At 68.7% G+C, this 26,233-nt stretch carries 23 protein-coding genes; 9 read left to right on the plus strand and 14 right to left on the minus strand.

The features are described 5' to 3' along the window. Positions 1-61: 61 nt before the first annotated feature. Together ABIE45_RS26775 and ABIE45_RS26780 are read right to left on the minus strand one after the other, a co-directional pair. On the minus strand, positions 62-1,123 hold the full coding sequence (locus tag ABIE45_RS26775) for an ABC transporter ATP-binding protein (protein WP_192707617.1): 1,062 nt from the start codon (positions 1,121-1,123) through the stop codon (positions 62-64). Between the two features lie 4 nt (positions 1,124-1,127). Further along, positions 1,128-1,814 carry a Crp/Fnr family transcriptional regulator gene (locus ABIE45_RS26780; RefSeq protein ID WP_192707616.1) on the minus strand — a complete coding sequence of 229 codons (687 nt, stop codon included), beginning with the start codon at positions 1,812-1,814 and terminating at the stop codon, positions 1,128-1,130. A 244-nt stretch (positions 1,815-2,058) separates the two neighbouring features. Between ABIE45_RS26780 and ABIE45_RS26785 the strand changes: the two genes are divergently transcribed. Further along, positions 2,059-2,973: a UDP-3-O-acyl N-acetylglycosamine deacetylase gene (locus tag ABIE45_RS26785; RefSeq protein WP_192707615.1), complete on the plus strand. Its 915-nt coding sequence runs from the start codon at positions 2,059-2,061 to the stop codon at positions 2,971-2,973. A 24-nt stretch (positions 2,974-2,997) separates the two neighbouring features. On the opposite strand, the gene ABIE45_RS26790 is transcribed toward ABIE45_RS26785, so the two are convergent. Beyond that, entirely contained in the window at positions 2,998-4,059 is a 1,062-nt protein-coding gene (locus tag ABIE45_RS26790) for an HD domain-containing phosphohydrolase (RefSeq protein WP_192707614.1), read from the minus strand. A gap of 186 nt (positions 4,060-4,245) precedes the next feature. After that, positions 4,246-4,398 (minus strand): hypothetical protein, encoded by a 153-nt coding sequence (locus ABIE45_RS26795; RefSeq protein WP_192707613.1) that lies wholly within the window; start codon positions 4,396-4,398, stop codon positions 4,246-4,248. Between ABIE45_RS26795 and ABIE45_RS26800 the strand changes: the two genes are divergently transcribed. Next, complete coding sequence (locus tag ABIE45_RS26800) at positions 4,385-6,250, plus strand: ABC-F family ATP-binding cassette domain-containing protein (RefSeq protein WP_192707612.1); 1,866 nt, start codon at positions 4,385-4,387, stop codon at positions 6,248-6,250. The genes ABIE45_RS26795 and ABIE45_RS26800 overlap by 14 nt on opposite strands. Positions 6,251-6,293: 43 nt before the next feature. Here ABIE45_RS26800 and ABIE45_RS26805 read toward each other — a convergent pair whose 3' ends face one another. Next, positions 6,294-7,595 carry an aspartate aminotransferase family protein gene (locus tag ABIE45_RS26805; RefSeq protein ID WP_192707611.1) on the minus strand — a complete coding sequence of 434 codons (1,302 nt, stop codon included), beginning with the start codon at positions 7,593-7,595 and terminating at the stop codon, positions 6,294-6,296. Between the two features lie 95 nt (positions 7,596-7,690). Here ABIE45_RS26805 and ABIE45_RS26810 point away from each other — a divergent pair, with 95 nt between their 5' ends. Beyond that, positions 7,691-8,545, plus strand: a complete 855-nt coding sequence (locus ABIE45_RS26810) for a LysR family transcriptional regulator (RefSeq protein WP_192707610.1) — start codon at positions 7,691-7,693, stop codon at positions 8,543-8,545. A 109-nt stretch (positions 8,546-8,654) separates the two neighbouring features. Here ABIE45_RS26810 and ABIE45_RS26815 read toward each other — a convergent pair whose 3' ends face one another. Both ABIE45_RS26815 and ABIE45_RS26820 read right to left on the minus strand, forming a co-directional pair. Then, positions 8,655-9,335 carry a hypothetical protein gene (locus ABIE45_RS26815; RefSeq protein ID WP_192707609.1) on the minus strand — a complete coding sequence of 227 codons (681 nt, stop codon included), beginning with the start codon at positions 9,333-9,335 and terminating at the stop codon, positions 8,655-8,657. Positions 9,336-9,939: 604 nt separating this feature from the next. Next, a complete protein-coding gene (locus ABIE45_RS26820; protein ID WP_192707608.1) occupies positions 9,940-11,271 on the minus strand; it encodes an MFS transporter in 1,332 nt (443 codons plus the stop codon). A gap of 161 nt (positions 11,272-11,432) precedes the next feature. Here ABIE45_RS26820 and ABIE45_RS26825 point away from each other — a divergent pair, with 161 nt between their 5' ends. The 6 genes from ABIE45_RS26825 (at position 11,433) to ABIE45_RS26850 (ending at position 17,867) form a co-directional block, all read left to right on the plus strand. Further along, positions 11,433-12,497 carry a WcbI family polysaccharide biosynthesis putative acetyltransferase gene (locus tag ABIE45_RS26825; RefSeq protein WP_192707607.1) on the plus strand — a complete coding sequence of 355 codons (1,065 nt, stop codon included), beginning with the start codon at positions 11,433-11,435 and terminating at the stop codon, positions 12,495-12,497. Positions 12,498-12,591: 94 nt separating this feature from the next. Continuing rightward, positions 12,592-13,629: an alpha/beta fold hydrolase gene (locus ABIE45_RS26830; RefSeq protein ID WP_373622695.1), complete on the plus strand. Its 1,038-nt coding sequence runs from the start codon at positions 12,592-12,594 to the stop codon at positions 13,627-13,629. A 191-nt stretch (positions 13,630-13,820) separates the two neighbouring features. Beyond that, positions 13,821-14,258, plus strand: coding sequence for a heme-binding protein (locus ABIE45_RS26835; protein ID WP_192707605.1), 438 nt, complete (start codon positions 13,821-13,823; stop codon positions 14,256-14,258). Positions 14,259-14,260: 2 nt separating this feature from the next. Beyond that, positions 14,261-15,847: a peptide ABC transporter substrate-binding protein gene (locus tag ABIE45_RS26840; protein ID WP_192707604.1), complete on the plus strand. Its 1,587-nt coding sequence runs from the start codon at positions 14,261-14,263 to the stop codon at positions 15,845-15,847. Further along, entirely contained in the window at positions 15,844-16,767 is a 924-nt protein-coding gene (locus tag ABIE45_RS26845) for an ABC transporter permease subunit (RefSeq protein ID WP_192707603.1), read from the plus strand. Before ABIE45_RS26840 ends, ABIE45_RS26845 begins: the two co-directional genes overlap by 4 nt. Further along, complete coding sequence (locus ABIE45_RS26850; protein WP_373622697.1) at positions 16,764-17,867, plus strand: ABC transporter permease; 1,104 nt, start codon at positions 16,764-16,766, stop codon at positions 17,865-17,867. The genes ABIE45_RS26845 and ABIE45_RS26850 overlap by 4 nt, the downstream gene beginning before the upstream one ends. A 2-nt stretch (positions 17,868-17,869) precedes the next feature. On the opposite strand, the gene ABIE45_RS26855 is transcribed toward ABIE45_RS26850, so the two are convergent. The 7 genes from ABIE45_RS26855 to ABIE45_RS26885 all read right to left on the minus strand — a co-directional run bounded on the left by ABIE45_RS26855 (position 17,870) and on the right by ABIE45_RS26885 (position 26,069). Further along, positions 17,870-18,826, minus strand: coding sequence for a D-2-hydroxyacid dehydrogenase family protein (locus ABIE45_RS26855; RefSeq protein ID WP_192707602.1), 957 nt, complete (start codon positions 18,824-18,826; stop codon positions 17,870-17,872). Between the two features lie 81 nt (positions 18,827-18,907). After that, entirely contained in the window at positions 18,908-19,843 is a 936-nt protein-coding gene (locus ABIE45_RS26860; protein WP_192707601.1) for an alpha/beta fold hydrolase, read from the minus strand. Positions 19,844-19,868: 25 nt separating this feature from the next. Further along, a complete protein-coding gene (locus tag ABIE45_RS26865) occupies positions 19,869-21,509 on the minus strand; it encodes a dihydroxyacetone kinase subunit DhaK (RefSeq protein WP_192707600.1) in 1,641 nt (546 codons plus the stop codon). Between the two features lie 201 nt (positions 21,510-21,710). Further along, positions 21,711-22,598, minus strand: coding sequence for a carbohydrate ABC transporter permease (locus ABIE45_RS26870; protein WP_192707815.1), 888 nt, complete (start codon positions 22,596-22,598; stop codon positions 21,711-21,713). Between the two features lie 47 nt (positions 22,599-22,645). Further along, the gene (locus tag ABIE45_RS26875) at positions 22,646-23,602 is read right to left on the minus strand and encodes a carbohydrate ABC transporter permease (RefSeq protein ID WP_192707599.1); all 957 of its coding nucleotides are present in this window, start codon (positions 23,600-23,602) and stop codon (positions 22,646-22,648) included. A gap of 21 nt (positions 23,603-23,623) precedes the next feature. After that, positions 23,624-24,934 carry an extracellular solute-binding protein gene (locus ABIE45_RS26880; RefSeq protein WP_192707598.1) on the minus strand — a complete coding sequence of 437 codons (1,311 nt, stop codon included), beginning with the start codon at positions 24,932-24,934 and terminating at the stop codon, positions 23,624-23,626. Positions 24,935-25,007: 73 nt separating this feature from the next. Then, positions 25,008-26,069 carry a sn-glycerol-3-phosphate ABC transporter ATP-binding protein UgpC gene (locus ABIE45_RS26885; protein WP_192707597.1) on the minus strand — a complete coding sequence of 354 codons (1,062 nt, stop codon included), beginning with the start codon at positions 26,067-26,069 and terminating at the stop codon, positions 25,008-25,010. Positions 26,070-26,233: the final 164 nt, after the last annotated feature.

The raw sequence follows: 26,233 nt of genomic DNA on the forward strand, positions 1-26,233 counted from the left end.
TGCGCACCGGATGCGGTCGACCGGGATGCGCGGGACCTCTTAAGCCTGAACACCGACGCGCTCATGCGGGCAGGATTACGGCGTCGGCGGCCGCGAATCCGGCGCGCGCCTCCGAACCGACCGAGGCTCCGGCATCTGCGGGTCGCCCGGTGGACCGAAGGGTCGTGCCATCGGGCATACGTAGCGTCCGGCGCAGACGGTCGCCCAGAAAGGTCACGTCCGCGACAACGACCGGCAGCCCCTCCGGGCCGCCGAGAACGATGTCTTCCGGCCGGACGGCAACCACCACCGCGGCGTCGTTCGCGATCGACGCTCCGGCGGTCCCATGCACCGTGCCGTAGGCCGTCTTGACTGCACGGACGCCGTCGAGCCCCTCGGGGCCGAGCGTGCCGGCGATGAGGTTCACGTCGCCGAGCAATCCAGCCACGAAGCGGCTGGCCGGCCGGCGATAGAGTTCCGCGGGCGGCCCGACCTGGACGAGCCGGCCCGCCTCCATGACGCCGATCCGGTCGGCCAGCATCATCGCCTCCTCGGGATCATGGGTCACGACCACGAAGGCGGTGCCCAGGCGTCGCTGCACGGACCGCAACTCGCCCTGGGTCTCCTCACGCAGGCCGCGATCCAGGGCGCCGAGGGGCTCGTCGAGGAGCAGCACCTTGGGCTCGCGGGCAAGCGCCCGCGCCAGGGCGACGCGCTGCCGCTGGCCGCCCGAGAGAGTGTCAGGACGGCGGCTGCCGAAGCCGTCGAGGCGGACGAGGCGCAGCAGGTCCGCAACCCGCATCGCGGCTGCGTCCCGGCCCAGACCCTTCAGACCGTAACCGATATTGGCCGCCACGCTCATGTGCGGGAAGAGCGCGTAGGACTGGAACATCATGTTCACGGGGCGACGATGCGGCGGCAGCCCGGTGAGGTCCTGTTCGCCGAGGCAGATGCGACCGGCCGTCGGCACCTCGAAGCCCGCGATCATGCGCAGGAGGGTGCTCTTCCCGCAGCCGGACGGGCCCAGCAGGCAGAAGAATTCCCCGGGCTCAAGGTCGAGCGTCACCGCGTCGACGGCGCGATGGCCGCCGAAGCGCTTGCTCAGATCCTGAAGCCGCAGGCGCGGCGCCGGCGCACCCGACAAGAGATCAGGAATCCTCGCGCAGCGCCTCGGCGACGCGCGCTTCGAGGAGGTCCGGCCGGCGCAGGACCAGCGCGCCGCGGGTGCGATCGACCAGCCCTTCCGCGGCCATCGCGGTGAACTCCCGGGTGACCTGCTCGCGGCGGCAGCCGATCCGGGCGGCGAGGACATGGTGATAGGGCGGCGGCGAGACGACCCGCTCGCCGGAGGCACCGGTGCGCGGGACCGAGAGGCGCAGCAATTCGGCGTACAGGCGGTGCTTCAGGTCGAGCAGCGCGTGCTCCATCAGCCGGGTGTTCAGCTCGCGGACGCGCTTTGCCAGCAGCCGGAACAGCCGGTCGGCGATCGCTTCCGAGGCGAAGACCATCTGCCGGAACACCGCGGCCGGCACGACGCAGACCTCGCCGCGGGTCAGCGCCGTGACGTTGGCCGAGCGGCCGATCCCGTCGATCGCCGCCAGCTCTCCGAAGAACGCGCCGCCGCGCATCTCGCCGAGGATCACCTCCTTGCCGGACTGGGTCCGGTTCAGGATGCGGACCTCGCCGGTGGCGATGAAATAGACGTCGGTGGAGATGTCGTCGAAATCGACGAGAACCTCGTTCTCGTCGAAACGCCGCCAATGGCAGCGGGCCTCGTAGGTGCTGAGCTCGATGCCCGGATCCTTGAAGAAGGGTATCGTCCCCAACCGCGCCATCGATCGTGTTCCCTCAACTCCGGCCTCCGTCCCTGCCCTGACGGGTGCTGGCCAGCAGATCTGGGGACGGGAACAGCCCGCACAGCGACGCCAGCATCGCAACGACGATGCTCGATCGATTGGGCAATCGTGATCGTGACCGTCGCGCGCAGGCCGGTCAAGCCGCGCGCCGCTGAACAGGAGTTTATTAGCGTGGATCAGGTCGCAGGGCTAAATTCCTGACCCGCTGCCGCGGGCGGATTCGATGCACCAAGACGTCATATGTGAGCACCAGGACCGCGACCCGGTCAGCACGACGGCCCCGCGCCTGCAGGCCACGCTGGCTGTTCCGTTCGAGCGCTCCGGACGCAGCCTGCATTCCGGTCGACACGCGACCGTGCGCGTCAGCCCGGCGCCGGCCGACCACGGCATCGTGTTCCGTCGCCACCTGAAGGATGGGCGTGCCGTCGACGTGCCGGCTCAATGGCATTTCCGCGAGTCGCAGCCGCTCTCCTCGGCGATCCGGCGTGACGGCGTTCTGGTCCGGACGATCGAGCATCTGATGGCTGCGCTGAGCGCGCTGCGCATCGATAACGTCATCGCCGAAATCGATGCGGACGAACTGCCGATCTTCGACGGCAGCGCCACGCCCTGGTGTGAAGCGATCCGCGCCGCGCGACGGAGCGAGCAGGGCCGGCCGTGCCGGGTGATCCGGGTTCAGCGGGCCGTGGCGGTTGAGCACGGCCAAAGACGCCTGGAGATCGGGCCGGGTGCCGGTCTTCACGTGACCGGCCACATCGCGCTCGCGCATTTCGGATCGATCGACTGGTCGGGTGCCATCACGCCGGACTCCTTCGAGCGCGAGATCGCGCCCGCACGCAGCTTCGGCCGGTACGTCCGGGCCATGGCCGGGCGGGCCTATGGCTACATGATGCAAAACGACTTCCTGCAGGGCGTGTCGCCCCGGTCGGCGGCGCTGCTGGTGCGTGGGCGGGTGCTCGGCGGGATGCGCTTGCCGGGAGAGCCGGTCCGGCATCGCATTCTCGACCTTATCGGCGATCTCGCCCTGGCGGGCCACCCGCTCGAGGGACGGATCACCGCGCTCCATACCGGACATGAGCTGAACCACGCCCTGGTTGCGGCCTTGATGCGCGACACCACGGCCTGGGTCCTGGCCTGACCGCCGAAAACGATCGGTGTGCAGTCAGGCCGTGGCGCGAACGGGCGTTTCGCAGGCGACAGCGACAGGGCCGAAGGCGCGCACGAGGTCGGCGTCGAGTTTCGGGCCCATGCGCTCCAGGATCGCGTAAGCCTCGTGCACGGATTTCGGCGCCTTGTAGGGGCGCGCCTCGATGAGCGCCGCGAAGATGTCGCAGATCGTGATCAGCCGCACCAGATCGGGGATGTCCCGACCGCGGAGTCCATCCGGGTAGCCCGAGCCATCGAGGAATTCGTGGTGCGAGCGGACGACCGACAGGATCAGCGGGTCGTAACTCTCACCCCGGAGCATGTCGTGGCCGAGCGCCGGATGGCGGTCCATCTCCAGGCGCTCGTCAGGCGTGAGCGGTGCCGGCTTGTTCAGGATCGCCAGCGAAATCTTGGCCTTGCCGATATCGTGCAGCAGCGCACCCTTCACCAGGTGGCGCGAATCCGAGTCCTTGAGGCCGAGCGTCCCCGCGAAGGCGGCGGCGAGGCCGGCCACGCTCAGGCAGTGCCGATGGGTCACGTCGTCGAAGCTCGCGACGACCCTGAGCCAGTCGCGGATCTTCGCCTCGCGGACCGCCCGGTTCACCAGGGCGGCGCCGGTATCAACGATGGCGGGCGCCGGCGCGCTATCGGCGCGGAACATGAGGGCGAACGCGTCCCGGGCTTCGCCGGCCTGCGCCCGCAACGTGCCCGCCGGCGCGGCGATTCGGCCGCCGGTCATGGTCGCGACCGCGTTCATCAGCATCGCGGCCGCCACGGAGGCCGACAGGACCCGCGTCGCGCCGAGGGCGGTCGCCTGGATTTCGCCGCGGCCGAGATTGCCGTGGACGAGGGCCAGAAAGGGTGTCGCCGGACCGCGCACGGTCGCGAGCGCTTCGCGCAGGCGCCGCACCGATTCCGACGTCAGCGCGCTCACGTCGCTGATGACCAGGGCCGCACCCGCAGGAGGCGCAGCTCCGCCGTACAGATCGTGGAGCGCTACGTCTCCATCTGCGCCGAGATTGCGCGCGAGACGCTCGGCGCGGGCCAGATCGTCGGTCAGGATCAGTGTCCGTCCCAAGACTTCGCTCCCGCCATACGCTCAGACCCGAGCGTAAGAATTTCGCACCTCACAGCCTGCCAGCGCACGGCGCGCAGCGATGCGGTGAACTGAGGCTTATGTCTGCAATCGGACGAACGGAATGACCAGTTCCGCCCGACCACTGATGCGCTGGCGAACAATTGCTTCCGGATCGATGCGATTCCGTTAAGATTGCAGCAGATCATCGGCTTTTCCGGTGCCGTGCGCAGTCGCGACGATGGACGAATGCTTGCGGCGCGCGAAGCGTCGGCGCGCCGTGTAAGCAGCGCTTGCCTCGCCGCGTCCGGGCGGCCAGAAGGCCGCCATGCTGCGCGTCAACGACCTATCCTATCGCATCGGCGACCGCCTGATTCTCGACGCCGCGACGTTCACGATCCCGGAGGGCGCCCGCGTCGGCCTCGTGGGGCGCAACGGCGCCGGCAAGACGACGCTGTTCAAGGCCATTTTGGGCGATCTGCCGGTGGACGCGAAATCCATCTCGCTGCCCAAGGGCATGCGAATCGGCGCCGTCGCGCAGGAGGCGCCCGCTGGCCCGGAGACCCTGCACGCTGTCGTGCTCGCGGCCGACACGGAGCGCGCGCGGCTCATGGCCGAGGCCGAACACGCCGACGGGCTGCGCCGGGCCGAGATCGAAACCCGCTTGGTGGATATCGGTGCGCATTCGGCGCCGGCGCGCGCTGCCGCGATCCTGCACGGGCTGGGGTTCGACGCGGCCGCCCAGGCGCGGCCCTGCTCGGACTTCTCCGGCGGCTGGCGCATGCGGGTGGCCCTCGCCGCAGTCCTGTTCTCGGAGCCGGACTTGCTGCTGCTCGATGAGCCGACCAACTACCTCGACATTGAGGGCACCCTCTGGCTGTACGATTACCTGGAACGCTATCCGCGCACCGCGATCATCATCAGCCACGACCGCGACCTGCTCGACACCAGCGTCGATCACATCCTGCATCTCGACCGGGGAAAGCTGGCGATCTACCGCGGCGGCTACACGAGCTTTGCCAAGCAGCTGTCCGAGAAGCGGGTCCTCCAGGCCAAGGCCAAGGCCAAGCAGGATGCCGAGCGGGCGCATCTCCAGAGCTTCATCGACCGGTTCAAGGCAAAGGCCACCAAGGCTCGGCAGGCCCAGTCGCGCGTGAAGCGCCTCGCCAAGATGGAGCCGATCGCGGCCCTGCTCGAGGACGACGTGCCGGTGATCCACCTGCCGAGTCCCGAGAAGCCGCTCTCGCCGCCGATCGTGGCCATGGAACGCGTCAAGGCCGGCTACGGCGACCGCATCGTGCTCACGGGCCTCGATCTCAGCCTCGCCCCGGACGACCGGGTGGCTCTGCTCGGCGCCAACGGCAACGGCAAGTCGACCTTCTGCAAGCTGATCGGCGGCCGGCTCGGGCCGCTTGCCGGCGAGGTGAAGCGCTCGTCCAAGATGGAGGTCGCCTACTTCGCCCAGCACCAGCTCGACGAGCTACGCCCGGCCGAGAGCGCCTACGCGCATGTCCGGACGCTCATGCCGGACGTGCCGGAAGCCAAGGTCCGCGCCGCGACGGCGCGCCTCGGCTTCGGCGCCAACAAATCCGATACGCCGGTGGAGAAGCTCTCGGGCGGCGAGAAGGCGCGCCTGCTCATGGGGCTCGCGGCGTTCCACGGACCGCACCTGCTCATCCTCGACGAGCCAACAAACCACCTCGACATCGAGAGCCGTCAGGCCCTCGTCGAGGCGATCAACGACTACGAGGGCGCTGTCATTCTCGTCTCCCACGACCGCTTCCTGGTCGAGGCCTGCGCCGACCGGCTGTGGCTGGTCGCGGATGGCACGGTGAAGACCTTCGACGGCGACATGGACGATTACCGTCGGTTCGTCCTGTCGGGGCCGGAGCGGGAAGCGGAGCGCGATCCCGAACCGGCCGGCGGCCAGAAGGCCGAGGCGCGCCGCGCCGGTGTCGAGCGCCGCGCCGCCTTGGCGCCCCTGCGCAAGCGCCTGGAGGCGATCGAGGCGCGCATGGCCAAGCTCACCGCGGCGATCCAGAAGATCGACGCCGCGCTGGAAGATGGCTCGGCTTTCCGGGAGAACGCCACCAAGGCCGGGGAGATCGCCAAGATGCGGTCCGACGCCGCGAGCGCGCTGGCCGCCGCCGAGGAGGAATGGCTGACGGTCAGCGCCGAAATCGAAGCGGCCTGAACCGCGGCGTTCGTTGCGCCTGCGGCGATCACGCGGCTCAGCCTCAGACCGAGCTCTCGATGGCCCGGCTCAGGATGTCGACACCGAGGTCGATCTCCGCATCGCTGGCTGTCAGGGGCGGCGCGATGCGGAAGACGCCGCCCATGCCGGGCAGCTGCACGATGTTCATGCTGAGGCCGAGGTCCAGGCAGCGTCGGGTGATCGCGTCGCCCAATTCCGGGGCCGACCGCTTCGTGTGCCGGTCGGCGACGATCTCCACGCCCTGAAGCAGGCCGCGGCCCCGCACATCGCCGATGCAGGCGAAGCGCTCCTGAAGGGCGCGAAGCCCGGCCGCGAGCCGGGCGCCGGCCTGCTCCGCGCGGGCGACCAGACCGTCGCGCTGGACGATCTCCAGCACCTTGAGGCCGACCGCCGCCGGGAGCGGGTCGGAAACGTGCGTCGTGTAGAACAGGAAGCCGCGTTCGTGGCACAGATCCTCGATCTCCGCTGTGGTCACGACCGCCGCCAGGGGCAAACCGGCGCCGAGTGTCTTCGAGAGGGTGAGGATGTCGGGCACGACGCCGTCCCGCTCGCAGGCGAACATCAGGCCGGTGCGGCCGATACCGGTCTGCGCCTCGTCGAGGATCAGGAGCATCCCCCGTTCCGTGCATTTGCGCTTCAGCGCGGCGAGGTAGCCGGGCGGCAGCGCGATGATCCCCCCGGAACTGAGGATCGGCTCGGCCAGGAACGCGGCGAGATTGCCGGTCGACTGCCGGTCGACCAGCGCGAAGGCGTAATTTAGCTCCGTCTGCCAGTCCGGGATGCCGTCCCGCTCGAAGGTCGGACGATACGCGTTCGGCGCCGGGATCGCGAATGACCCGACCGGGGCCGGGCCGTAACCCTTCCGGCCCGCGCTGTAGGTGGCTGAAGCCGCACCCGCCGTCATGCCGTGCCAGGACTGGGCGAAGCTCACCACCTCCCAGCCGCCGGTGGCAAGCTTTGCCATGCGCAGGGCCGCCTCGTTCGCCTCCGCGCCCGTGGTCAGCAGCATCGACCGTTCGAGGGCACCCGGCGCCAGTCGGGCCAATTCGGAGGCGAGATCGACGACCGGCCGGGTCAGCATCCCGCTGAACAGGTGATCGAGATGGCCGACGTGATGCGCCGCGACGGCGGCGATCTCGGGATGGCCGTGGCCCAGGATCGCGCTCATCTGGCCGGAGGTGAAGTCGAGGATCTTCCGGCCCTCGGCATCGTAGACGAAGCTGCCGGCTGCCCGCTCGATGATGAGCGGGGCGAAGACGCCGCCGTACCGGACAAGATGCCGGCGCGCCCGGTCCCAGAAATCCGCGTCCGCGTTCCGCGTCATGATCGATCCTGCTCGATGGCCCAGCGGCGCCAGGCTAGAACCGGATCGCCCCGCCGTGTAGCTGATAGTGCTGAACCGAGAGTTCAGTTTTTCTGATGTCGCCTGTCTTGGATATCGACCTGCTCCGCAGTTTCGCGGTCGTGGCGGAAACAGGCGCCCTCAGCCGGGCCGCGGAGCGGGTCGGCCGCAGCCAAGCCGCCCTGAGCATGCAGATGAAGCGCCTCGAGGCACTGGTCGATCAGCCGCTTCTGACACGGACAGGGCGCGGCGTGCTGCTGACCGTGCAGGGCGAGCGCCTCCTGGTCCATGCGCGCCGGATCCTGGTCTCCCACGATGACGCCCTGGCCGAACTGTCGGGCCGGAGCCTCACGGGAAGCCTGCGCTTCGGATGCCCGGACGATTACGCGCAAGCCTTTCTGCCGGCGCTCCTGCGTGGCTTCGCGCAACACCACCCCGCTGCGGCGATCGAGGTGGTCTGCGCCGCAACGCCGCGTCTCGTCGAACGTCATGACCGTGGCGGTCTCGACCTGGCGCTGATCTCGATGCCGCTCGCCGCCGAACGGGAGATTCTCAGACGTGAGGACCTTGTCTGGGTCCTAGCGCGGGACGGTCCGTCGCATTGGCCCGACCCGTTGCCGCTTGCGCTCGGCGACCCCGACACGCTCGATCATCAAGCGGCGCTCGCCGCACTCGACCGCGCGCACCAAGCCTACCGGCTCGCCTACGCGAGCGGCAGCCTGTCTGGCCTCCTCGCGGTGGTCCGGTCCGGTCAGGCGGTTGCCGTGCTGACCCGCTCCGCAGTTCCGTCTGACCTGCGGATCCAGCCCCGCACGAGCGGGTTGCCGAGCCTTCCGCAGATCGGCCTGACAATCCGCCTCGACGCGCAGCGTGCCTCGCCTCTCACGCGAGCCTTCGCCGCGCATCTACGGGCTATCCTGCCCGTGCTCTGAGCGGACCAGCCCCAGTCTCGCCGGAAGGCAGAGGCCCGCTCGCGAGACCGCGGGGCGCGTCCTGGATCAGGCCATCGCGCGCACGCGATCCCGGATGGCGGAACCGCGCCTACTCCTCGTCGGGATCGCGCGGCCAGAACAGCAGAATGTCATCGTTGTCGATGTTGATCCAGTTGATGTGCGTATCGGGATGATCTTCGCTGAATCTTCTGAAATGCACGTCGTTGCAGAGCAGATAAATATCCTTCTCGAGCCCATCAAAGCCGCCATCGGCCGCAATCTTGCTGAGCGCGGTCTTGAAGTCGGTGTCCGCAAGCTGGAGGCCACGGAATTTCCGGCCTGCGATGTCCGGGAATGCGGCGCTCCAAGCGGCCATCACGCGCGGATTGTCGTATCGAACGAGCGTGTCCGTACCGACCTTACGGAACGGCGTGTGGTCGAGCCGCACGTCCTCACTCCAATTCCGGTTCGCAGCGGCGGTCGTCTTCGTCGTCTCCGGCGACACGACGGGCGTTGTTGCCACCGTACTGGCCATCACGGCGCCCGTGACCTGCGGTCCGCGGCCATACCGGACATCGAACTCGGCCGCCTCGACCGCCGCTGACTTCGCCTCGGCCAGGGATAGCACGGCGCCGGCAGCCTCGGGCGAAAGCGTGTAGATCGACCGCGGATCGAGGGCGACGGGCACACTCGGTGAGACCTCCTTGGTGAGGGTCAGCGAAGCGGTCTCAGGGTGCTGCGTTTTCAGTGCGGTTCCGGAAAGCGCAGCCGCCGGAAATAAATGGTCCATCTCAAAGTCTCCAGCCATCGGAGCCGATGCGAAAACCGATGCCCTCACCACGACGCAAGCCAAAATCGTGAAATTATTGTATTAAATAAACTGACCTATCAGCTCAGACGCACATGCAAGGTGGCTTCAGCTGAGTCTTAAAGCAGAAGTACAGTCTGGCAGACCAGAAAATACGATGCTTTATAGTGCGCCGATAGCTGTGCACCTTCCGAGTGCAGCCTCTAAGCCTCGTGAGCGCGCTTTGGCCGGCGCAAGCAAGCGCGGTCCTATGCCTGCGGGCACATCAATATTTTGATTGCGAAGGGAAAAGAGCTACGGACGCTTCGAACGTAAGGCAACCAACGGCCATCATGCCCGCGGCTGCTCCAGGTTTGAGCTTCATGCTCTATGGACTCGACAATGCATATCGAAGCACAGATCGTCAACCGGGCGGTTCGATGTATCAACTCAACATTAAAATCACCTACAAAACCCCCAAATGCCGGTGATGAGGCAGCGTCAATCCTGAAGACGCCGTCTCTACGGGTCTGTCCTCAGCTGCTTCTCGTCGGATGCTGGTCTTGTGGACCATCCTACTCGGCATGCGAGGCCGGAGCGAATCGATTCATATCCGGGACGGCTGGGCAGCGGGCGTTCGTCCCCGCCCGAGACCGAGGACAAGCAGGCAGCCGATACCCGAGAGCACGACCAGCGGCAGGAGCCCGAGCGGGTAGCTGCCCGTCGCATCCTTGATCACGCCGAGCAGGTAGGTGCCCACGAAGCCGCCGATATTGCCGATGGCGTTGATCTGCGCGATGCCGGCCGCTGCCGCGCCAGCCGAAAGCCATTCCGTGGAGAGCGCCCAGAACGGGCCCTTGACCGTGTAGGTGGCGGTCACGGCGAGGCACAGGATCAGGATCGTCGGCAGAAGCTGGGTGGTCGCGATCGAGGCGGCCAAGCTCACGGCGAGCAGCCCCAGGGGCAGCGCCGTATGCCAGACCCGCTCGCGGTTCCGGTCGGAGGACCGGCCCCACAGGAGCATCAGGACGGAGGCGACGCCGAACGGGATCGAGTTGAGCAGACCGGTCTGCAGGTTGGTCAGCCCGAACGACTTGATGATCTGCGGCTGCCACAGCGACAGGCACTGGCTGGCGCCCGACGCTCCGGCGTAGATCAGCGAGGCGGCAAGCACGTACCGATTGCGCATCACCTGCCAGACGGACAGATGCCGCGCCGGCGCAGCCTCGCCCGACACCACGGAGGCGCGCTCCGTGGCGAGCCGCTCCTGAAGCCACGCACTCTGCTGGGGTGTGAGCCACCGGGCCGATCCCGGTCCGTCCGGAAGCAGGAGGAAGGCCAGGAGGCCGAGCAGCACCGCGGGCGCGGCCTCCAGGATGAACAGCCATTGCCAGCCGCGCAGACCCAGCATCCCGTCGGTGTTGAGGATCGCCGCCGAGATCGGCGAGCCGAGGAAGCTCGAGATCGGGATCGCCACCATGAAGATGGCCACGATCCGCCCGCGGTAGGCCCGCGGGAACCAGTAGGTGAGATAGAGGATCACGCCGGGAAAAAACCCGGCCTCGGACGCCCCCAGGAGCAGCCGCACGGCGTAGAAGGAGTAGGGCCCGACCACGAACGCCATCGCGGCGGAGACCAGCCCCCAGGTGATCATGATCCGGGCGATCCAGATCCGGGCGCCGAAGCGCTCCATGGCGAGGTTGCTCGGGACCTCGCACAGGACGTAGGACACGTAGAACAGCCCGCCTCCGAGCCCGAACTGCGCGGCTGACAGGCCGAGATCGTGGTTCATCTGCAACGCCGCGAAGCCGGCATTCACCCGGTCAACGAAGGCCACGAAGTAGGCGACCATCAGGAACGGCAGGATGCGCCAGGTGATCCTGCGGAGCGTCGCCCGTTCAATGTCCGGGATCGCTGCCGGCATCTCCGTCGGGGTCATGCCCGTCCTCCTGTTTTAATCCCTCCGCCTTGGCGAAGACATGTCCCGCAAGCCAGACTTCGCGAGAGACAGCCGGTGACATCTGTCATCGAATCGCAACTCCGGCACCGGCCCAGCCGAACGCGTTTGCCCGCCGCCGCCGGACATGCGAGAGAAGCCGCATGTTGACCGTCGATAGCCTTTGGCGCGCGCGGCACCGGCTCGCGCAGTTCGGGAAGAAGCGGACCGGCTCCCCACGGATCCTCGTGATCGGCGTGTGCCAGGCCGGGTCCATCGCGAAGGCGATGCGCTACCTGCTGCCCGACGCGCAGGTGGATTTCGTCTCGGCGTTCTCGGCCGCTCGCCGCTTCCCGCGCCTCGCCGATCTGATGGCGCATGCGGACGGCTACGACTACGTCTTCTCCAGCATCTACCTGCCCCGCTTCAAGGGTGGCGGCACGATCGACACGCTGCGGACGCATCCGAAGGTACGGCTGATCCCGACCATCGTGTTCAGCGCCTATCACCCGGATCTGGTCCATGTCGGCGTGCAGGATCATGTGACTCTGAACGGCCTGATCTCCGGGCCGATGGGCCACTCGCATTCGGCCATCACGCTGTTCGCCTACCTGTCCGGCTTCTCGCAGGCACAGGCGCTCCGGCTCTTCGCCGAGCCGGTCTTCGAGCGCCTCGGCTATTATGACCTCTGGGACGAGTCCGTGTCCTATCTGCGCAGCCTGGGTGTGCAGGCGGGGTACGACCTCGACACGCACCTCACGCGCTGGGCGCGGCGCGGCTGCTTCATGCACTCGATCAACCACACGAAGCTCTACGTCGTCGCCGACCTCGCCCGCGGCCTGCTGACGAAGGCCGGCGTCCCGTTCGAGGAATGCGATCTCGACGCTTTCCTGCCCGACGATCTCGGCGGCCAGGGCAGCTGGCCGGTCTATCCCGAGATCGCGCAGCATTACGGCATTCCTGGCAGCGCCCTGTTCTTCAAGGCTGAGACGCGCCGGTCCGGCCCGGCCCGCACCATGAGCCGGGCCGAGTTCGTGGCGGCCTCGTTCGCGAATTACGATCGACGCGAGCGCAGCCTGCTGATCTCTCAGCGGGTCCAGGGCTGGCGCAACGATCTGCCGACGGTGGAATTCATGCGCGACGCCGCTGGCCGCAACGATGCTTCAGGCCGCGCCTCGGCTCGTGTCCCTGCCGTGAACGCCGGCAGCCTCGCCGGCCACGCGTCCTAGACCCGCGAACGCGCGGGCTTAAATCGGGCACTTCCCCGCATCTTCGGCGTTGTCGCGCACCGCTGCCGCGAGCGGGATCGACGCGAGGTGCCCCATGAGCCTGCAGTCCCGGGACCGGAATCGTGCGGGCCAGTACGCGGCTGCGGCGGGCCTGACCCTGCTCGGCTCGGCCGCCGGCCTCGTCGCCTGGAGCCGGCTTCTGGTCGATCGGCACATGCCGTTGCCCCCCGCCCTGCCCGGTCGGCACGAACGGATCATCAGCCGGCGCGCCGGGGCTCTCTCCCTGTACAGCGCCGGGGAGGCCGAGGGCGTGCCGCTCCTGCTGATCCACTCGATCAATGCGGCAGCCAACGCCTACGAGGTTCGCCCGCTCTACCTCCACTATCGAGGCCGCCGCCCGGTCTACGCCCTCGACCTGCCGGGTTTCGGCTTCTCCGAACGCTCCCGGCGCCGCTACACGCCGCGCCTGATGGTGGCGGCGATCCACGCGGCGGTGGACGAGATCCGGCAACGCCACGGCGACTGTGCGATCGACGCCCTGGCCCTGTCGCTGTCCGCCGCCTTCCTGGCACGCGCCAGCCTGGAGCGTTCCGACGCCTATCGCAGCCTCGCCCTGATCAGCCCGACGGGTTTCGATGCGCAGCTCTCGGGCGAGGGGCCGCCGGACGGGCATCGCGGGCGCGACTGGCTGCGCGATGCCCTCGACCGTCCACCCTTCGGCCGGCCGCTCTTCGATGCCCTGGTCACGCGGCCGAGCATGCGCTTCTTCCTCCAGAAGACCTTCGGATCGCCCGACATCGACGAGGACCTGCTCAACTACGATTACGCTTCGGCCCATCAGCCAGGCGCGGAGCACGCGCCGTGGTGCTTCATCGCCGGACACCTGTTCCCAACCGACGCAACCCGCCTCTACGAGCAGCTGCGCCTGCCGGTGTGGATGGTCCACGGGGTGCGCGGCGACTTCGTCGATTACCGGCTGGTACCCCCCCGCGTCGCCGACCGGCCGAATTGGCGCGTCGAGACCCTGCCGACCGGCGCGTTCCCGCATTTCGAGCAACCGGACGCGGTTACGGCCGGCTATGACGCGTTCCTGGCGCAGCTCGACGCACCGTCGGCGAAGCGACCGGGCTGATCCTGTCGCTCAGTGCGATGATGTCGCCGGAAGAGCATCGAGCCGGTTCGATCCGGTCCGGACATCGGGACGGCCCGGTCTGCGGAGATGATCGTTACCGCGGCGCAGCCAGTGGCGCGTGGTGGACCCACGACACCCCGATCCCGTAAGGAGGTGACCGCCGCAACGTGCGGCGCCTGTACTGGATTCCGATGCTCGATCTAACCCTAGAGGCCGCCCGCACCGTCGTGGATACCGCCCTTCGGGAGGCGCGAGCCCGCAACCTGAAGCCCCTGGCCGTCGTCGTGTACGACGCCCGCGGCGCGCTGAAAGCCGTCTCCGTCGAGGACGGAACCTCCCTGCGCCGGGCCGAGATCGCGTCCGGCAAGGCCAACGGCGCGCTGGCGCTGGGCCTCGGCTCGCGGGCGATCCACGCCCGCGCGGAGGCGCAGCCATATTTCGTGGCGGCCGTAACCCATCTGGCCGGCCCCGCCGCCCTGGTACCGGTTCCGGGCGGCGTCCTGATCCGCTCCGGCGAGGGGCGCCTCCTCGGCGCCATCGGCATCTCCGGCGACACGTCGGACAATGACGAGATCTGCGCGGTGGCAGGGATCGAGGCGGCCGGTCTGGTGCCCGAGACCGGCGCCTGACCGTGCACCTGCGCCGGCGCGACTGGCTGGCCGGCGCGGCCGCCCTGTCGGCGGTGCGGCCCGCCCGCGCGGCCGGCCTGCTGTACCGGCGCGGGAACGATGCGGATCCGGAGACCCTCGATCCCCACCGCTCGTCGACGGTGGCGGAGGCGCATATCCTGCGCGATCTGTGTGACGGCCTTCTCACCTACGACAATCGCGGCGCCATCATCCCGGGTGCGGCCCAGGCCTGGACCGTCTCCCCGGACGGGCTGACCTTCCGGTTCGATCTCCGGCCCGACGGCCTCTGGTCGAACGGCGAGGCCGTCACCGCGTCGGATTTCGTGTACTCGCTCCGCCGCATCCTCGATCCGAGGACGGGGGCGAAATACGCCGAGGTCCTTTTCCCGATCCGGAACGCCGCGGCGGTGAATCGCGGCGAGAAGCCGGCGGACGCGCTGGCGGTCGAGGCGGAAGGGCCGCTCCGCCTCTCGATCGCTCTGGAAGAGCCGACGCCGTATTTTCTGGAGCTGCTGACCCATCAGACCGCCCTGCCCGTCCACCGGGCCTCGGTCGAACGCTACGGTGATAGCTTCACCCGGCCCGGCAACCTCGTGACGAACGGCCCCTACCGGCTCCGCGACCGGGTCCCGGGCGGCGCGATCACGCTCGAGGCCAATCCGCATCATCCCGCAGCCGCGGGCCTGGCGATCCGGCAGGTCGCGTTCCTGCCCACGCCCGACATGGCGGCGGCCGTGCGCCGCTACGCGGCCGGCAAGATCGACTCGCTGGCGGACCTGCCGGTCGACCAGATCGCCGACCTGCGCCGCCGCTTCGGTTCGCAGGTGGTGCTCGGGCCCTCGCTCGGCCTGGCGGCCCTGGTGGTCAACACGCGAAAGGCGCCGTTCTCGGACCGGCGGGTGCGGCAGGCCCTGTCCCTCGTGATCGACCGCGAGTACCTCGCCGACGGGCTCAACGGCGGAACCATGAGCCCCGCCTATTCCCTCTGCCCGCCCGGTCTCGACAATTACCGGACGCCGCCCGAGACCGAAGGACGGCTCGGCCTGCCGATCGATCACGATGCCGAAGCGCGGCGGCTGCTGACCGAGGCGGGTTTTGGCCCGGACACCCCCCTCACCGTGGAGTACCGGTTCAACGTCAGCGACAACAACCGCACCGTCGCGGTTGCGATCGCCGAGATGTGGCGTGACCTCGGGATCAGGACCCGCTTCGTCTACACCGACGCCAAGACGCACTTCGCCTACCTGCGTGATGGCGGCGACTTCGACGTCGCGCGCATGAGTTGGATCGCGGACTATTCCGACGCGCAGAATTTCCTGTTCCTGCTCCAAAGCGGGAACGACGGCATGAATGCCGGCCGCTGGTCGAATGCCGCCTACGACGACCTCATGGCGCGCGCCGCCAGGGAGCGCGACCTCGGCCGCCGCGCCAACCTGCTCCACGACGCGGAGACGATCGCCCTGCGTGAACTGCCCTGGATCCCGCTGATGCACTACCGGTCCAAGGCGCTGATCGCGCCGCGGCTGCACGGCTATCATCCGAACCTGCGCAACGCCGCGCCGACGCGATTCCTGAGGCTCGACGCGTGATCCGCTTCATCCTGCGCCGCCTCGCGCAGGCGGTGCCGACCCTGCTCGCCGTCGTCACCGTCAGCTTCTTCCTGATGCGGCTCGCGCCCGGCGGCCCGTTCGATCTGGAGCGGCCCCTGGCACCGGCCGCCATGGAAAACCTGCGCCGCGTCTACGGCCTCGACCGGCCGCTCATCCTCCAGTTCGGCAGCTATCTGGCGTCGCTGGTGCAGGGGGATCTCGGACCGTCCTTTTCCTTCCGCGACATGAGCGTCCTCGACCTGATCGCCCGAGGCCTTCCGGTCTCGGCGACCCTGGGCGCCCTCGCCCTTGCGCTCGCCACCGCGCTTGGCGTCAGCCTCGGGATCGTTGCCGCGCTTCGACGCGGCGGCGTGATCGACCGTCTCCTCGGCGTCGGCGCGGCGCTGACCCTGTCGCTGCCGAGCTTCGTGGTCGCGCCCCTGCTCCAGATCGGCTTCGGGCTGACGCTGCACTGGCTCCCCCTGGGCGGCTGGAACGACGGCGCCCCGAGCCACCTCGTCCTCCCGGTGATCACCCTGGCGCTTCCCCAAGTCGGGGGCCTGGCGCGGCTGACCCGCGCATCCCTTGGCGAGGTGCTGCGCACGCAGCCCGTCCGCACGATGCGCAGCCTCGGCCTGCCGCCGGCTCGGGTCACGCGGCACGCCCTGCGGGGGGCCTTGCTGCCGGTGGTGGCCTATCTCGGTCCGCTCGCGGCGGCCCTGCTCACGGGATCGGTGGTGGTCGAGACCATCTTCGGCCTGCCGGGGATCGGCCGCTACTTCGTGGAGGGCGCGCTCAACCGCGACTATACGCTGGTGATGGGCACGGTGCTGCTGGTCGCCGGGCTGGTGATCGCCCTCAACCTCGCGGCCGACCTCGCCTGCGCGTGGCTCGACCCGCGCCTGCGTGTCGGGGCGTGAGCGCCGTGCCGATCCTCGCGAGGCCCGCCCGCCGAACACTGGGCCGCGTCGCCCGGGAGCGCACCGCGATGGCGGCTCTGGCCGTGCTGGTCCTGATCGCCTTGGCCTGCCTGATCGGACCGGCACTGACGGGGCACGATCCCGAGCGTGCCTATCCGGATCTTCGGCAACTCCCGGCCGGGCTGACGGCACAGCCGGATGCGGCGCATCTCGGCCCGGCCCTGGAACGCCTCACCTTCCGGATGCGCGCCCGGCTCGACTCGGTGGCGCGGGACCGCGATGCCGTACGCCTGTCGCTGAGCTCCGACGCGGGCTTCGACCGTCGCAGCCTCGTCTACATGCCGCGCTCGGGGCTGTTCGGTGCACCCGAGGTCGTGGAGGAGCGGGATTCGGGCCGCAGCCTCGTCGTGGCCGTGCCGCTCCGGCGCTTGCACTTCCCGCTTGGCACCGACATCCAGGGCCGCGATCTCCTCACCCGCTGCCTCGTGGCGGGCCGGATCTCGCTGGCGATCGGCCTCATGGCGAGCCTCGCGGCGCTGCTCATCGGCGTTCTCTACGGGGCCACCGCGGGGTTTCTGGGCGGCGCCATCGATGCGGTGATGATGCGCTTCGTCGACGTGCTCTACGCCCTGCCCTTCGTGTTCTTCGTGATCCTTCTGCTGGTGTTCTTTCGGCCGAGCGTCCTGCTGATGCTGGTGGCGATCGCGGCCGTCGAGTGGCTCGATATGGCGCGCGTGGTGCGCGCCCAGACCCTGTCGCTGCGCACGCGCGACTTCGTGCGCGCGGCGCAGGCCCTCGGGCTCGATGCGCGGCGCATCATCCTGCGCCACATCATCCCCAACACGCTCGGGCCGGTGGCGGTGACCGCAACGCTGCTCGTCCCGCAGGTAATTCTGCTCGAGAGCTTCCTGTCGTTCCTCGGCCTCGGCGTGCAGGAGCCGCAGACGAGCTGGGGCGTGCTGATCGCCGAGGGCGCGCGATCGATCGAAGCGGCGCCCCATCTGCTCGCCGCCCCGGCGGCCTTCCTGATCGCCACGCTGGTGACGCTCAACCTGCTGGGCGACGGCTTGGCCGACGCCCTCGATCCGCGTTCGGATTAGCGTCAGGCGAGCGTCCGGATCGGGGATCCGGCGAGCCACGCCTCGATGTCCTCGACCGCCTGGGTAAAGAAGGTTCGGTAGTTGTTGCGCGAGACGTAGCCGAGATGCGGCAGCGCCAGCACGTTCGGCAAGCTGCGGAACGGGCTGTCCGGCGGCAGAGGCTCGGTTTGGAATACGTCGAGGCCGGCACCGGCGATCCATTGCTCCGTGAGCGCGCGCACCAAGGCCGCTTGATCGACGATCGGCGCCCGGGACGTGTTCACCAGGATCGCATCGCGCCGCATCCGGCGCAGCTCGGCTTCGCCGAGAAGCCCGCGCGTCCGATCCCCCAGGACGAGGTGGATCGTGACGACGTCGCTCGCCTCCAGCAGCGCCTCCTTGGAGCCCGCCCGTTCGACACCGGCCGCCGCGGCGCGGCCGTCATCGAGGTTCGGGCTCCAGGCGATCACCCGCATGCCGAAGGCGCGCCCGATCTCGGCGACCCGGCTGCCGATCTTGCCAAGCCCGAGCACGCCCAGGGTCGCGCCGGCCAAATCGGTCCCGACCGTGCTCTGCCAGGGTCCGCCGGTGCGGAGGTTCTGGTGTTCCAGCGGAAGCTGACGGGCCAGTCCGAGGATCAGCGCCCAGGTCAGCTCGGTCGGCGGCGTCGGGCTCGATTCCGTGCCGCAGACCGTGACCCCGCGGGCGTTCGCCGCCGCGATGTCGATGGCGAGATTGCGCATGCCGCTGGTGACGAGGAGTTCGAGGCGGGGCAGCCGCTCCAGCAGCGCCGCCGGAAACGGCGTCCGCTCGCGCATGATCACGAGAATCTCGGCCTGATCGATGCGCGCGATCAGGGCCTCGCGATCCGCGATGTGATCGGAGAGTGCCGAGACGGCGACCCGCTCGGAGAGGCGTCCCCAATCGGCGAGCGTCAGCGCCGCCTGCTGGTAATCATCGAGGATCAGGCAGGTTCGCATGGCGAAGACTCCCGGCGCCGGGCCGCTCCTCGCGGCGCGGTGGCGTAGGCCGCGCTCAACCGCGGGTCAAACCGGGCCCGTTCACCGGGTCGCGGACGCAGGCTGCAGCGGACCGCGATGCTGGGCCAGGAACGCGAGCACCGCCGCGTTGAACGCATCCGGGTTGTCCCGGTTCATCGCGTGGGCCGCGTTCGGGATCACGATAGCGGCCGGGATCGACGGGTTGCAGGTCCGGGCAGCCGCGAAGCCTTCCAGATAGCGTTTGGGACTGCGCTCGCCCGTGAGCGTGAGGATCGGGAAGCTGAACTTGGCGATGTCGGCGCAGGTGATGTGCCCGCGCTCGCCGCTGTCGACGCCGGTGCCGAGGTTGTCGAGCAGGATCTCCTTCTGAAGAGCCGAGCGCTTCGCCCAGGTGCCGGGCCCGTTCAGACCGTCGGTGAATTCCTGCCCGGCCTTCTCCTTGTCGCCGGCGGCCAAGTTCACCCGCAACCGCGCGACCAGCCCCTTCACCTCGCCGGCCATCGCCTTCGTCTCGGGCGTCTCGGGGAGCAGCCCTTCCATCCCGCTGGCATCCTCCAGGATGAGGGTCTTGATCAGTTCCGGGTGCTCCTTGGCCACCGTCAGCACCACGGCGCCGCCGCGGGAATGGCCGAGCAGGTGGACCGGACCGAGGTTAAGTTGCTGGATCAGGGCCGCAACGTCGGCGGCGTGCTGGGCGATGGAGAAGTCGTCCCCGACGCCGTTCCAGCGCTCCGGATAATAGTGGCGCAGGCTGAGCGACAGGACACGGTAATCCTTTGAGTAGGACGGCGCCTGGGCGTACCAGATCCGGTAATCGCCGAGCGAGCCGTGCACGAGGACGATCGGCTCGCCGGATCCGGTCTCCCGGTACGCGAGGGGGTATCCGCCCACCGACACGGTCTTCACGTCATCGGGAATCGCCCATTGCGCGCGGGCGCCGGTCGGCACGCCGAACAAGACACCGAGCGCAAGAGCCGCCATCGTCAGCCGCATCATCAAATCTCCCCGTCCTCGTCGATCGTCAGGGCGTTTTCTCCGCGCTGGCGAGGGCCGCGAAGGCCGCGGCTACGCCGGCGGCGCCCGGGTCCTGCACGCCCGCGAGATCGCCCGCGGCCAGGTAGCTGGACCGGCCGGCGCCGGCGCGCTCCATGCGGGCGGTGGCGGTGGCGCCCTCGCGCGCCGCCTCGGCAGCTCTTTGGAGATCGCCGGTCTTCAGGGCCTCGACAGCCGGGATCAGCGCGTCGAGGAGGGTCCGGTCGCCCAGATTGGCACCGCCGTAGCCCTGGACCCGGGCTACCCCTTCGGCCAGGGCGTCCGGCCACGCCGCGCCGTCCGACAAAGCGGAGGCGGCGGCCGCGAAGAAGATCGATCCGAGCACGCCGCTCGACCCGCCCACGGCCCGGCCGATCCGTTCCGCCAGAGCCCGGCACAGGGCGGCAGGATCTGCCTGCGGCAACCGGTCGAGATCGGCCTCTACCGCGCGCGCCGCACCCGCGAAGGTCGTGCCGGCATCGCCGTCGCCGACCTTGGCGTCGAGGGCGTTCAACGCCGTCTCGGCCGCGATCAGCGCCTCCGCGACGGCGGCGATCCGGCCGGCCGTCACGGGATCGTGCGACGGGGCGAAGGTTTCGCCGGCAAGGCCGTCGGGCACCGGGCGCAGGACCGGCGCGGCGACCCGCACGGCGCCGGGCCAGGCCGGGACAGGCACGGGCGCGAGCAGCGCCGCTTCGAGTTCGTCGTCGAGCGGGAGGACGGACAGCGAGGCGCCGTGCATATCGAGCGCCGTCATCAGGGGGGCGGGCCCGAGAAGCAGGTGCACGCGCGACCCGAGCTCGGTGGCGAGCACGGCCCGCGTCAGGACCTGCATCTCCAGCGCAGAGGCGGAGCCCAGATTGTTGACGAGCAGCGCCAACCGGTCGGCGCCCGCGAGGGCCGCGGAGAGGCGCTCGCCCATCATCCGGGCGAGGTCGCTCGCCTTCGGCAGTGTGATCCGCTCCACCCCGGGCTCGCCATGAATGCCGAGGCCGAGCTCGGCCTGGCCCTCGGCCAGACGCTCGCTGCGCGGCGAGCCGGGGATGGTGCAGGTCGAGACCGCGATCCCCAGCGATTTCGCCGCGGCCGCCGCCCGGCGCGCGCGCGCCGCCACCGCCTCGAGCGGCTGGCCGGCCTCAGCCGCGTGACCCGCCACCTTGTGAGCGAACAGGGTGCCGGCGACGCCGCGGGGCTGCTTGGCGTCCGGGAGCGCGATGTCGTCCGAGACGATGACCGTTTCGACCTTGTGGCCGAGGGCCCGGGCGCGCTCGGCGGCGAGCCCGAAGTTCAGGCGGTCGCCCGCATAGTTCTTGATGACGAGCAGACACCCGGCCGAGCCGGCCACCGCCAGGATGCCGGCCAGAACCGCGTCGACGCTCGGCGAGGCGAAGACGTCGCCGCAGACGGCCGCGCTCAGCAGGCCCGGGCCCACGAACCCGGCATGGGCCGGCTCGTGACCGGAGCCGCCACCCGAGACCACCGCGACCTTGCCGGGATCCAATTCGGCGCGGAGCACGACGCGGATGCCGGGATCGCCGTCGAGCCGGGCGAGGCGGCCGCCGCTGGCGGCCAGCAGGCCGTCTATGGCGTCGTTGACCAGGGAGGCGCGGGCATCGATGAAATGGGCCATGGCGTGACCTTCGCGAGTTCCCGTCCGCGATTCTTCGTCAGCGGCGTCGGTGCATTGTCCACGCAGCCCAATGCCGCCGGCAACAGCGACCGTCTTTGAGAGCGCAGCGAAGCGATCCAGGCCGCACCACGCCGGCCGATGTCCCGCTGCCCTGGGTCGCTTCTCTGCGCTCGCGATGACGGAGAGCGCAACGGGTCTGCATCACTCCTTCACGGCGCCGGTGAGCGCGGAGACGTAATACTCCACGAAGAAGGAGTAGAGGATCACCAGCGGCAGGGAGCCGAGCAGCGCGCCGGCCATCAGCGAGCCCCACTTGTAGACGTCGCCGTCCACGAACTCGCTGACGACAGCGATCGGCACCGTCTTGTTCTGCGTCGAGGACAGGAAGGTCAGCGCGTAGATGAACTCGTTCCAGCACAGGGTCAGCGAGAAGATGCCGGCCGAAATCAGGCCCGGGAAGGCGAGTGGCAGGATGATCTTCGTCAGGATCTGCCATCGGCTGGCGCCGTCCATCAGGGCGCATTCCTCCAACTCGTAGGGGATGGTCTTGAAGTAGCCCATCAGAAGCCAGGTCGAGAACGGGATCAGGATCGTCGGATAGGCCAGAATCAGGGCGATCGGTGAGTCGAACAGGCCGTAGGCCTGCACGATGGTGGCCAGCGGGATGAACAGGATCGAGGGCGGCACGAGATAGGCGAGGAAGATCGCCGCGCCGACCCAGCCGGCGCCCCGGTAGCGGACGCGCACGCAGGCATAGGCGGCCAGCACGCTCGCGAACAGCGACAGCGCCGTGGCCGCCACCGACACGTACATCGTGTTCCAGAGCCAGCGCGGATATTGCGTCTCGAACAGCAGCTTGTGGATGTGCTTGAACGTCGGATCCACGACCCAGAACGGGTTGAACCGCTCCATGTCGATCAGCTGCTCGTCCGGTTTGATGGCCGTCAGGGCCATCCAGTAGAACGGAAACAGCAGCACGACGAGGATGACGAGGAGCGGCAGGTAGGTCGTCACCAGCCGCCGAGGCAGCCGCTCGAGGTAGGCCATCCCCTCCGAGTTGTCGGTGATCCCGGCCGGCCGCGCCTCCATCAGGGGCGAGAGGTGCGGGTCGGCGTGGGCGGGCGGTGCGGGCGCGCTCATCGTTCGGACTCCCCGGCCTGCCAGGCCCGGCGCTGCAAGCCGAACCACGAGATCCCGATGGCGGCGAGCAGGAACGGCACCATGGCGGTGGCGATGGCCGCGCCCTCGCCGAGCGTCCCGGACAGGATGCCCCGCTGGTACGACAGCGTCGCCATCAGGTGCGTGGCGTTGACCGGACCGCCACGGGTCATGGCCCAGATCAGCTGGAAGTCCGTGAAGGTGAACAGGACCGAGAAGGTCATCACCACGGCGATGATCGGGGTGAGCAACGGCAGGGTGATCCGCGAGAAGATCTGCCAGTTCGAGGCGCCGTCGAGCGTCGCCGCCTCGTAGAGGGAGGGCGAGACCGTCTGCAGGCCGGCCAGCAGCGTGATGGCGATGAACGGCACGCCGCGCCAGATATTGGCGAAGATCACGCAGGCCCGGGCCATGGCCGGCTCACCGAGGAAGTCGATGTTGCCGTCGATGATCCCGAGATGGCGCAGCGACCACGAGATGATCGAGAACTGGCTGTCGAAGATCCACCAGAATGCGATGGCCGAGAGCACCGTCGGCACGACGAACGGGATCAGCACGATCGAGCGGATGATCGCCTTGAACGGCATGTTCTTGTTGAGCAGCAGCGCGAGATACAGGCCGATCCCGAACTTCACGACCGAGGCGACCGCCGTGTAGAGGCAGGTGTTGAACACCGAGAGCCAGAACACGTCGTCGTCCCAGAGCCACTCGTAGTTCTCCAGGCCGATGAACACGCCGTCGCGGCCGATCCGGGCATTCGTGAAGGACAGCCAGATGCCCTTCAGGAGCGGGTAGGCCAGGAACAGGCCGAGGATCAGCGCGGTGGGCAGCATGAACCAGAAGCCCGCCCAGCCGCGGCTCGCGCGCAGGCGCGCCCAGGCCGAGCGGGTCGGAACCGCCATCGGGACGGGCTGTGTCAGGGCCGTGTGCGCCATGATCTCGGCTCTGCTCCCGGCTCAGGTGTTCCGGAAGATGCGCGTGGCCGCGCGCTCGGCGTTCTTGATCGCGCCCTTCACGTCCTCGCGGCCCGTGCAGTGGCTCGCGAACATGTCGACGATCACGAAGTCGGCAAGCACCGCGGCGATGCGCTCGCTCACCGGCGCGAGTCCGCCGGCGGCGAGAGAGCGCCGTCCCGCCTCGGCGAAGACCGCATTCTTCGGGTCGCTCGTCCAGATCGGGTTCTTCGGATAGTTCGACAGTGGCTCGCACAGGTAGCCCTGCGCAGCTTCGAGCCACGGATTGTAGTTCGACGCCTCCATCATGAAGGCGATGAAGGCCTTACAGGCATTGGGCGCCTTCGAGTACTTGAAGGCCAGGATCGGATAGGCAAGCTGGAACTCTGTCGGCTTGCCGACGGGGCCGACCGGCCAGACCGCATGGTCCATGTCCTCGGCGAGCTTCGGGTTGTCCTTCTTGGCCGCCGCGTAGATCGAGATGCCGTTGTTGGTGAGGTACAGGTCGCCGGCCAGGAACGCCTTGTTGTTGGAGGAATCGTTCCACGAGACCGTGCCGGGTACGAAGGTCTCGTACAAAGACTTCACATATTCGAGCGCCTTGGCGGTCTCCGGCGAGTTGATGACGATCTTCTCGTTGGCGTCGACGAGATTGCCGCCATGGGACCAGAGCGCCCAGTGGCACCACGTGTTGCCGTCGCCGGTGGCGTGGCCCAGGGCGAAGCCGGCCGGCGTGTTGTTCTTCTTCAGGCCCCGGCACAGTTCGAGGAAGCCGGCCGTGTCAGTCGGGAACTTGTCGAAGCCCGCCTTCTTCATCGCCGAGATGCGGTAGTTCGGGTAGCCGCCGTTGAACGAGACGGGGATCGCGATCCAGTTGCCCTTGACCTTGCCGTAGGCTTCCGCGGACGGGAACCAGGGTCCGTATTTCTTAGCGAGCGAAGCCGCGACATCTTCCAGCGGCACGCACTTGTCGGGAAATAGCGCCGGGAACGAGAACAGGCCCCAGACCATGTCGGGGCCTTGCCCAGTATTGGCCGCGACGGACGCCTTCGGCTGGATGTCGTCGTAGGATTCGTTGCTGACCGTGATCTTGACGCCCGTCGCCTGGGTGAAGGCGTCGACCATCTTCAGGAAGGCCTCCTCCTCGCTCGGCACGAAGCGCTTCCAACGCAGGAGCGACAGGCTGGCGCCGGGCTCCGGCTTCCACTCGGCGGTCTGCGCCCAGGCCTTAGCGAAGCCCAGCAGGTCACCGCCGACGGCGAGACCTGCAGCGGCGGCGCCGGTGAGGAGGGAACGGCGATCGAGACCAGACATCGGGTGCTACTCCCTCGAGGATCGAGTACCGCGGAGGCGCGAAGCCTCCGCCTGCTGGTGCGGTATGGCGAGGTCAGTCCGGCAGACGGCGGCCGGTCTCGGCGTCGAAAACGTGTACCCGGTTCGGACGCACGAACACGGTCTCGCCGGGTCGCTCGCTGACGCGCTCGCGCAGGACGCAGGTGAGGTCCTGGCCCGCGGCTCGCACCGCCAGCATGGTCTCCGAGCCGGTCGGCTCGACCACCACCACCTCGGCGGCGATGCCTTCCGGCGCGAGGTCGAAATGCTCGGGCCGGATGCCCAGGATGAGCGGCCGCCCATCCACCCCTGCCGGCGCCGCATCCAAGGGGATCGTCAAGCCCGTATCGCTGACGAAGACCAGATGGCCGTTCCGGCGAATCGTCCCAGATATGAAGTTCATCGCCGGCGACCCGATGAAGCCCGCGACGAACAGGTTGTCGGGTCGGTCGTAGAGATCCAGCGGCGGACCAATCTGCTCGACCACGCCGTCGTGCATCACCACGATCCGGTCGGCCATTGTCATGGCCTCGATCTGGTCGTGGGTGACGTAGATGGTCGTCGTCTTCAGCCGCTGGTGCAGCTCCTTGATCTCGGTGCGCATGGCCACGCGCAGCTTGGCATCGAGGTTCGAGAGTGGCTCGTCGAAGAGGAACACCTGCGGATCGCGCACGATGGCGCGGCCCATGGCGACGCGCTGCCGCTGGCCACCGGAGAGCTGCCGCGGGTAGCGGTCGAGCAGGTGTGAGAGTCCGAGGATCTGCGCGGCCTTGTTGACCCGGAGGTCGATCTCCGAGGCGGCCGCCTTCCGAATGCGCATCGAGAACGCCATGTTCTCGCGCACTGTGAGATGTGGATAGAGCGCGTAGTTCTGGAACACCATGGCGATGTCCCGCTCCTTCGGCGGAACATCGTTCACGACGCGCTCCCCGATACGGATCTCACCTCCGGAGATATTCTCGAGGCCGGCAATCATCCGCAGCAGGGTCGATTTCCCGCAGCCCGACGGGCCGACCAGGATCACGAATTCGCCGTCCCGGATATCCACGGACACACCGTGCAGGACATTCGTCGATCCGAAAGCCTTGCGAACCTCGCGGATTCCCACCGAGGCCATGCTTCCTCCCGATATCGGCCACTCTGACGGCGGCTCTAGAGCTTCAGTACAAATGAGGGTTCGAAGGAAAGCAAGCGGGTGCCACGGCAAAGCTGCAGATAATCTTCGATCTGTCAGGCTATGCGCTGGGAGCGGGTGACGAGGCCGTCGCGGTGAAACACGCG

This window comes from Methylobacterium sp. OAE515, from assembly GCF_041806315.1.
Taxonomy (GTDB): domain Bacteria; phylum Pseudomonadota; class Alphaproteobacteria; order Rhizobiales; family Beijerinckiaceae; genus Methylobacterium; species Methylobacterium tardum.

Bases quoted from the DNA above. Each gene is read 5' to 3' on its own strand.
- ABIE45_RS26830 (WP_373622695.1), top strand. From the start codon at position 12,592: ATGAGCCTGCAGTCCCGGGACCGGAATCGTGCGGGCCAGTACGCGGCT.
- ABIE45_RS26820 (WP_192707608.1), bottom strand. From the start codon at position 11,271: ATGACCCCGACGGAGATGCCGGCAGCGATCCCGGACATTGAACGGGCG.
- ABIE45_RS26815 (WP_192707609.1), bottom strand. From the start codon at position 9,335: ATGGACCATTTATTTCCGGCGGCTGCGCTTTCCGGAACCGCACTGAAA.
- ABIE45_RS26865 (WP_192707600.1), bottom strand. From the start codon at position 21,509: ATGGCCCATTTCATCGATGCCCGCGCCTCCCTGGTCAACGACGCCATA.
- ABIE45_RS26875 (WP_192707599.1), bottom strand. From the start codon at position 23,602: ATGGCGCACACGGCCCTGACACAGCCCGTCCCGATGGCGGTTCCGACC.
- ABIE45_RS26805 (WP_192707611.1), bottom strand. From the start codon at position 7,595: ATGACGCGGAACGCGGACGCGGATTTCTGGGACCGGGCGCGCCGGCAT.
- ABIE45_RS26810 (WP_192707610.1), top strand. From the start codon at position 7,691: ATGTCGCCTGTCTTGGATATCGACCTGCTCCGCAGTTTCGCGGTCGTG.
- ABIE45_RS26835 (WP_192707605.1), top strand. From the start codon at position 13,821: ATGCTCGATCTAACCCTAGAGGCCGCCCGCACCGTCGTGGATACCGCC.
- ABIE45_RS26785 (WP_192707615.1), top strand. From the start codon at position 2,059: ATGCACCAAGACGTCATATGTGAGCACCAGGACCGCGACCCGGTCAGC.
- ABIE45_RS26880 (WP_192707598.1), bottom strand. From the start codon at position 24,934: ATGTCTGGTCTCGATCGCCGTTCCCTCCTCACCGGCGCCGCCGCTGCA.
- ABIE45_RS26860 (WP_192707601.1), bottom strand. From the start codon at position 19,843: ATGATGCGGCTGACGATGGCGGCTCTTGCGCTCGGTGTCTTGTTCGGC.
- ABIE45_RS26885 (WP_192707597.1), bottom strand. From the start codon at position 26,069: ATGGCCTCGGTGGGAATCCGCGAGGTTCGCAAGGCTTTCGGATCGACG.
- ABIE45_RS26780 (WP_192707616.1), bottom strand. From the start codon at position 1,814: ATGGCGCGGTTGGGGACGATACCCTTCTTCAAGGATCCGGGCATCGAG.
- ABIE45_RS26855 (WP_192707602.1), bottom strand. From the start codon at position 18,826: ATGCGAACCTGCCTGATCCTCGATGATTACCAGCAGGCGGCGCTGACG.
- ABIE45_RS26825 (WP_192707607.1), top strand. From the start codon at position 11,433: ATGTTGACCGTCGATAGCCTTTGGCGCGCGCGGCACCGGCTCGCGCAG.
- ABIE45_RS26800 (WP_192707612.1), top strand. From the start codon at position 4,385: ATGCTGCGCGTCAACGACCTATCCTATCGCATCGGCGACCGCCTGATT.
- ABIE45_RS26870 (WP_192707815.1), bottom strand. From the start codon at position 22,598: ATGGAGGCGCGGCCGGCCGGGATCACCGACAACTCGGAGGGGATGGCC.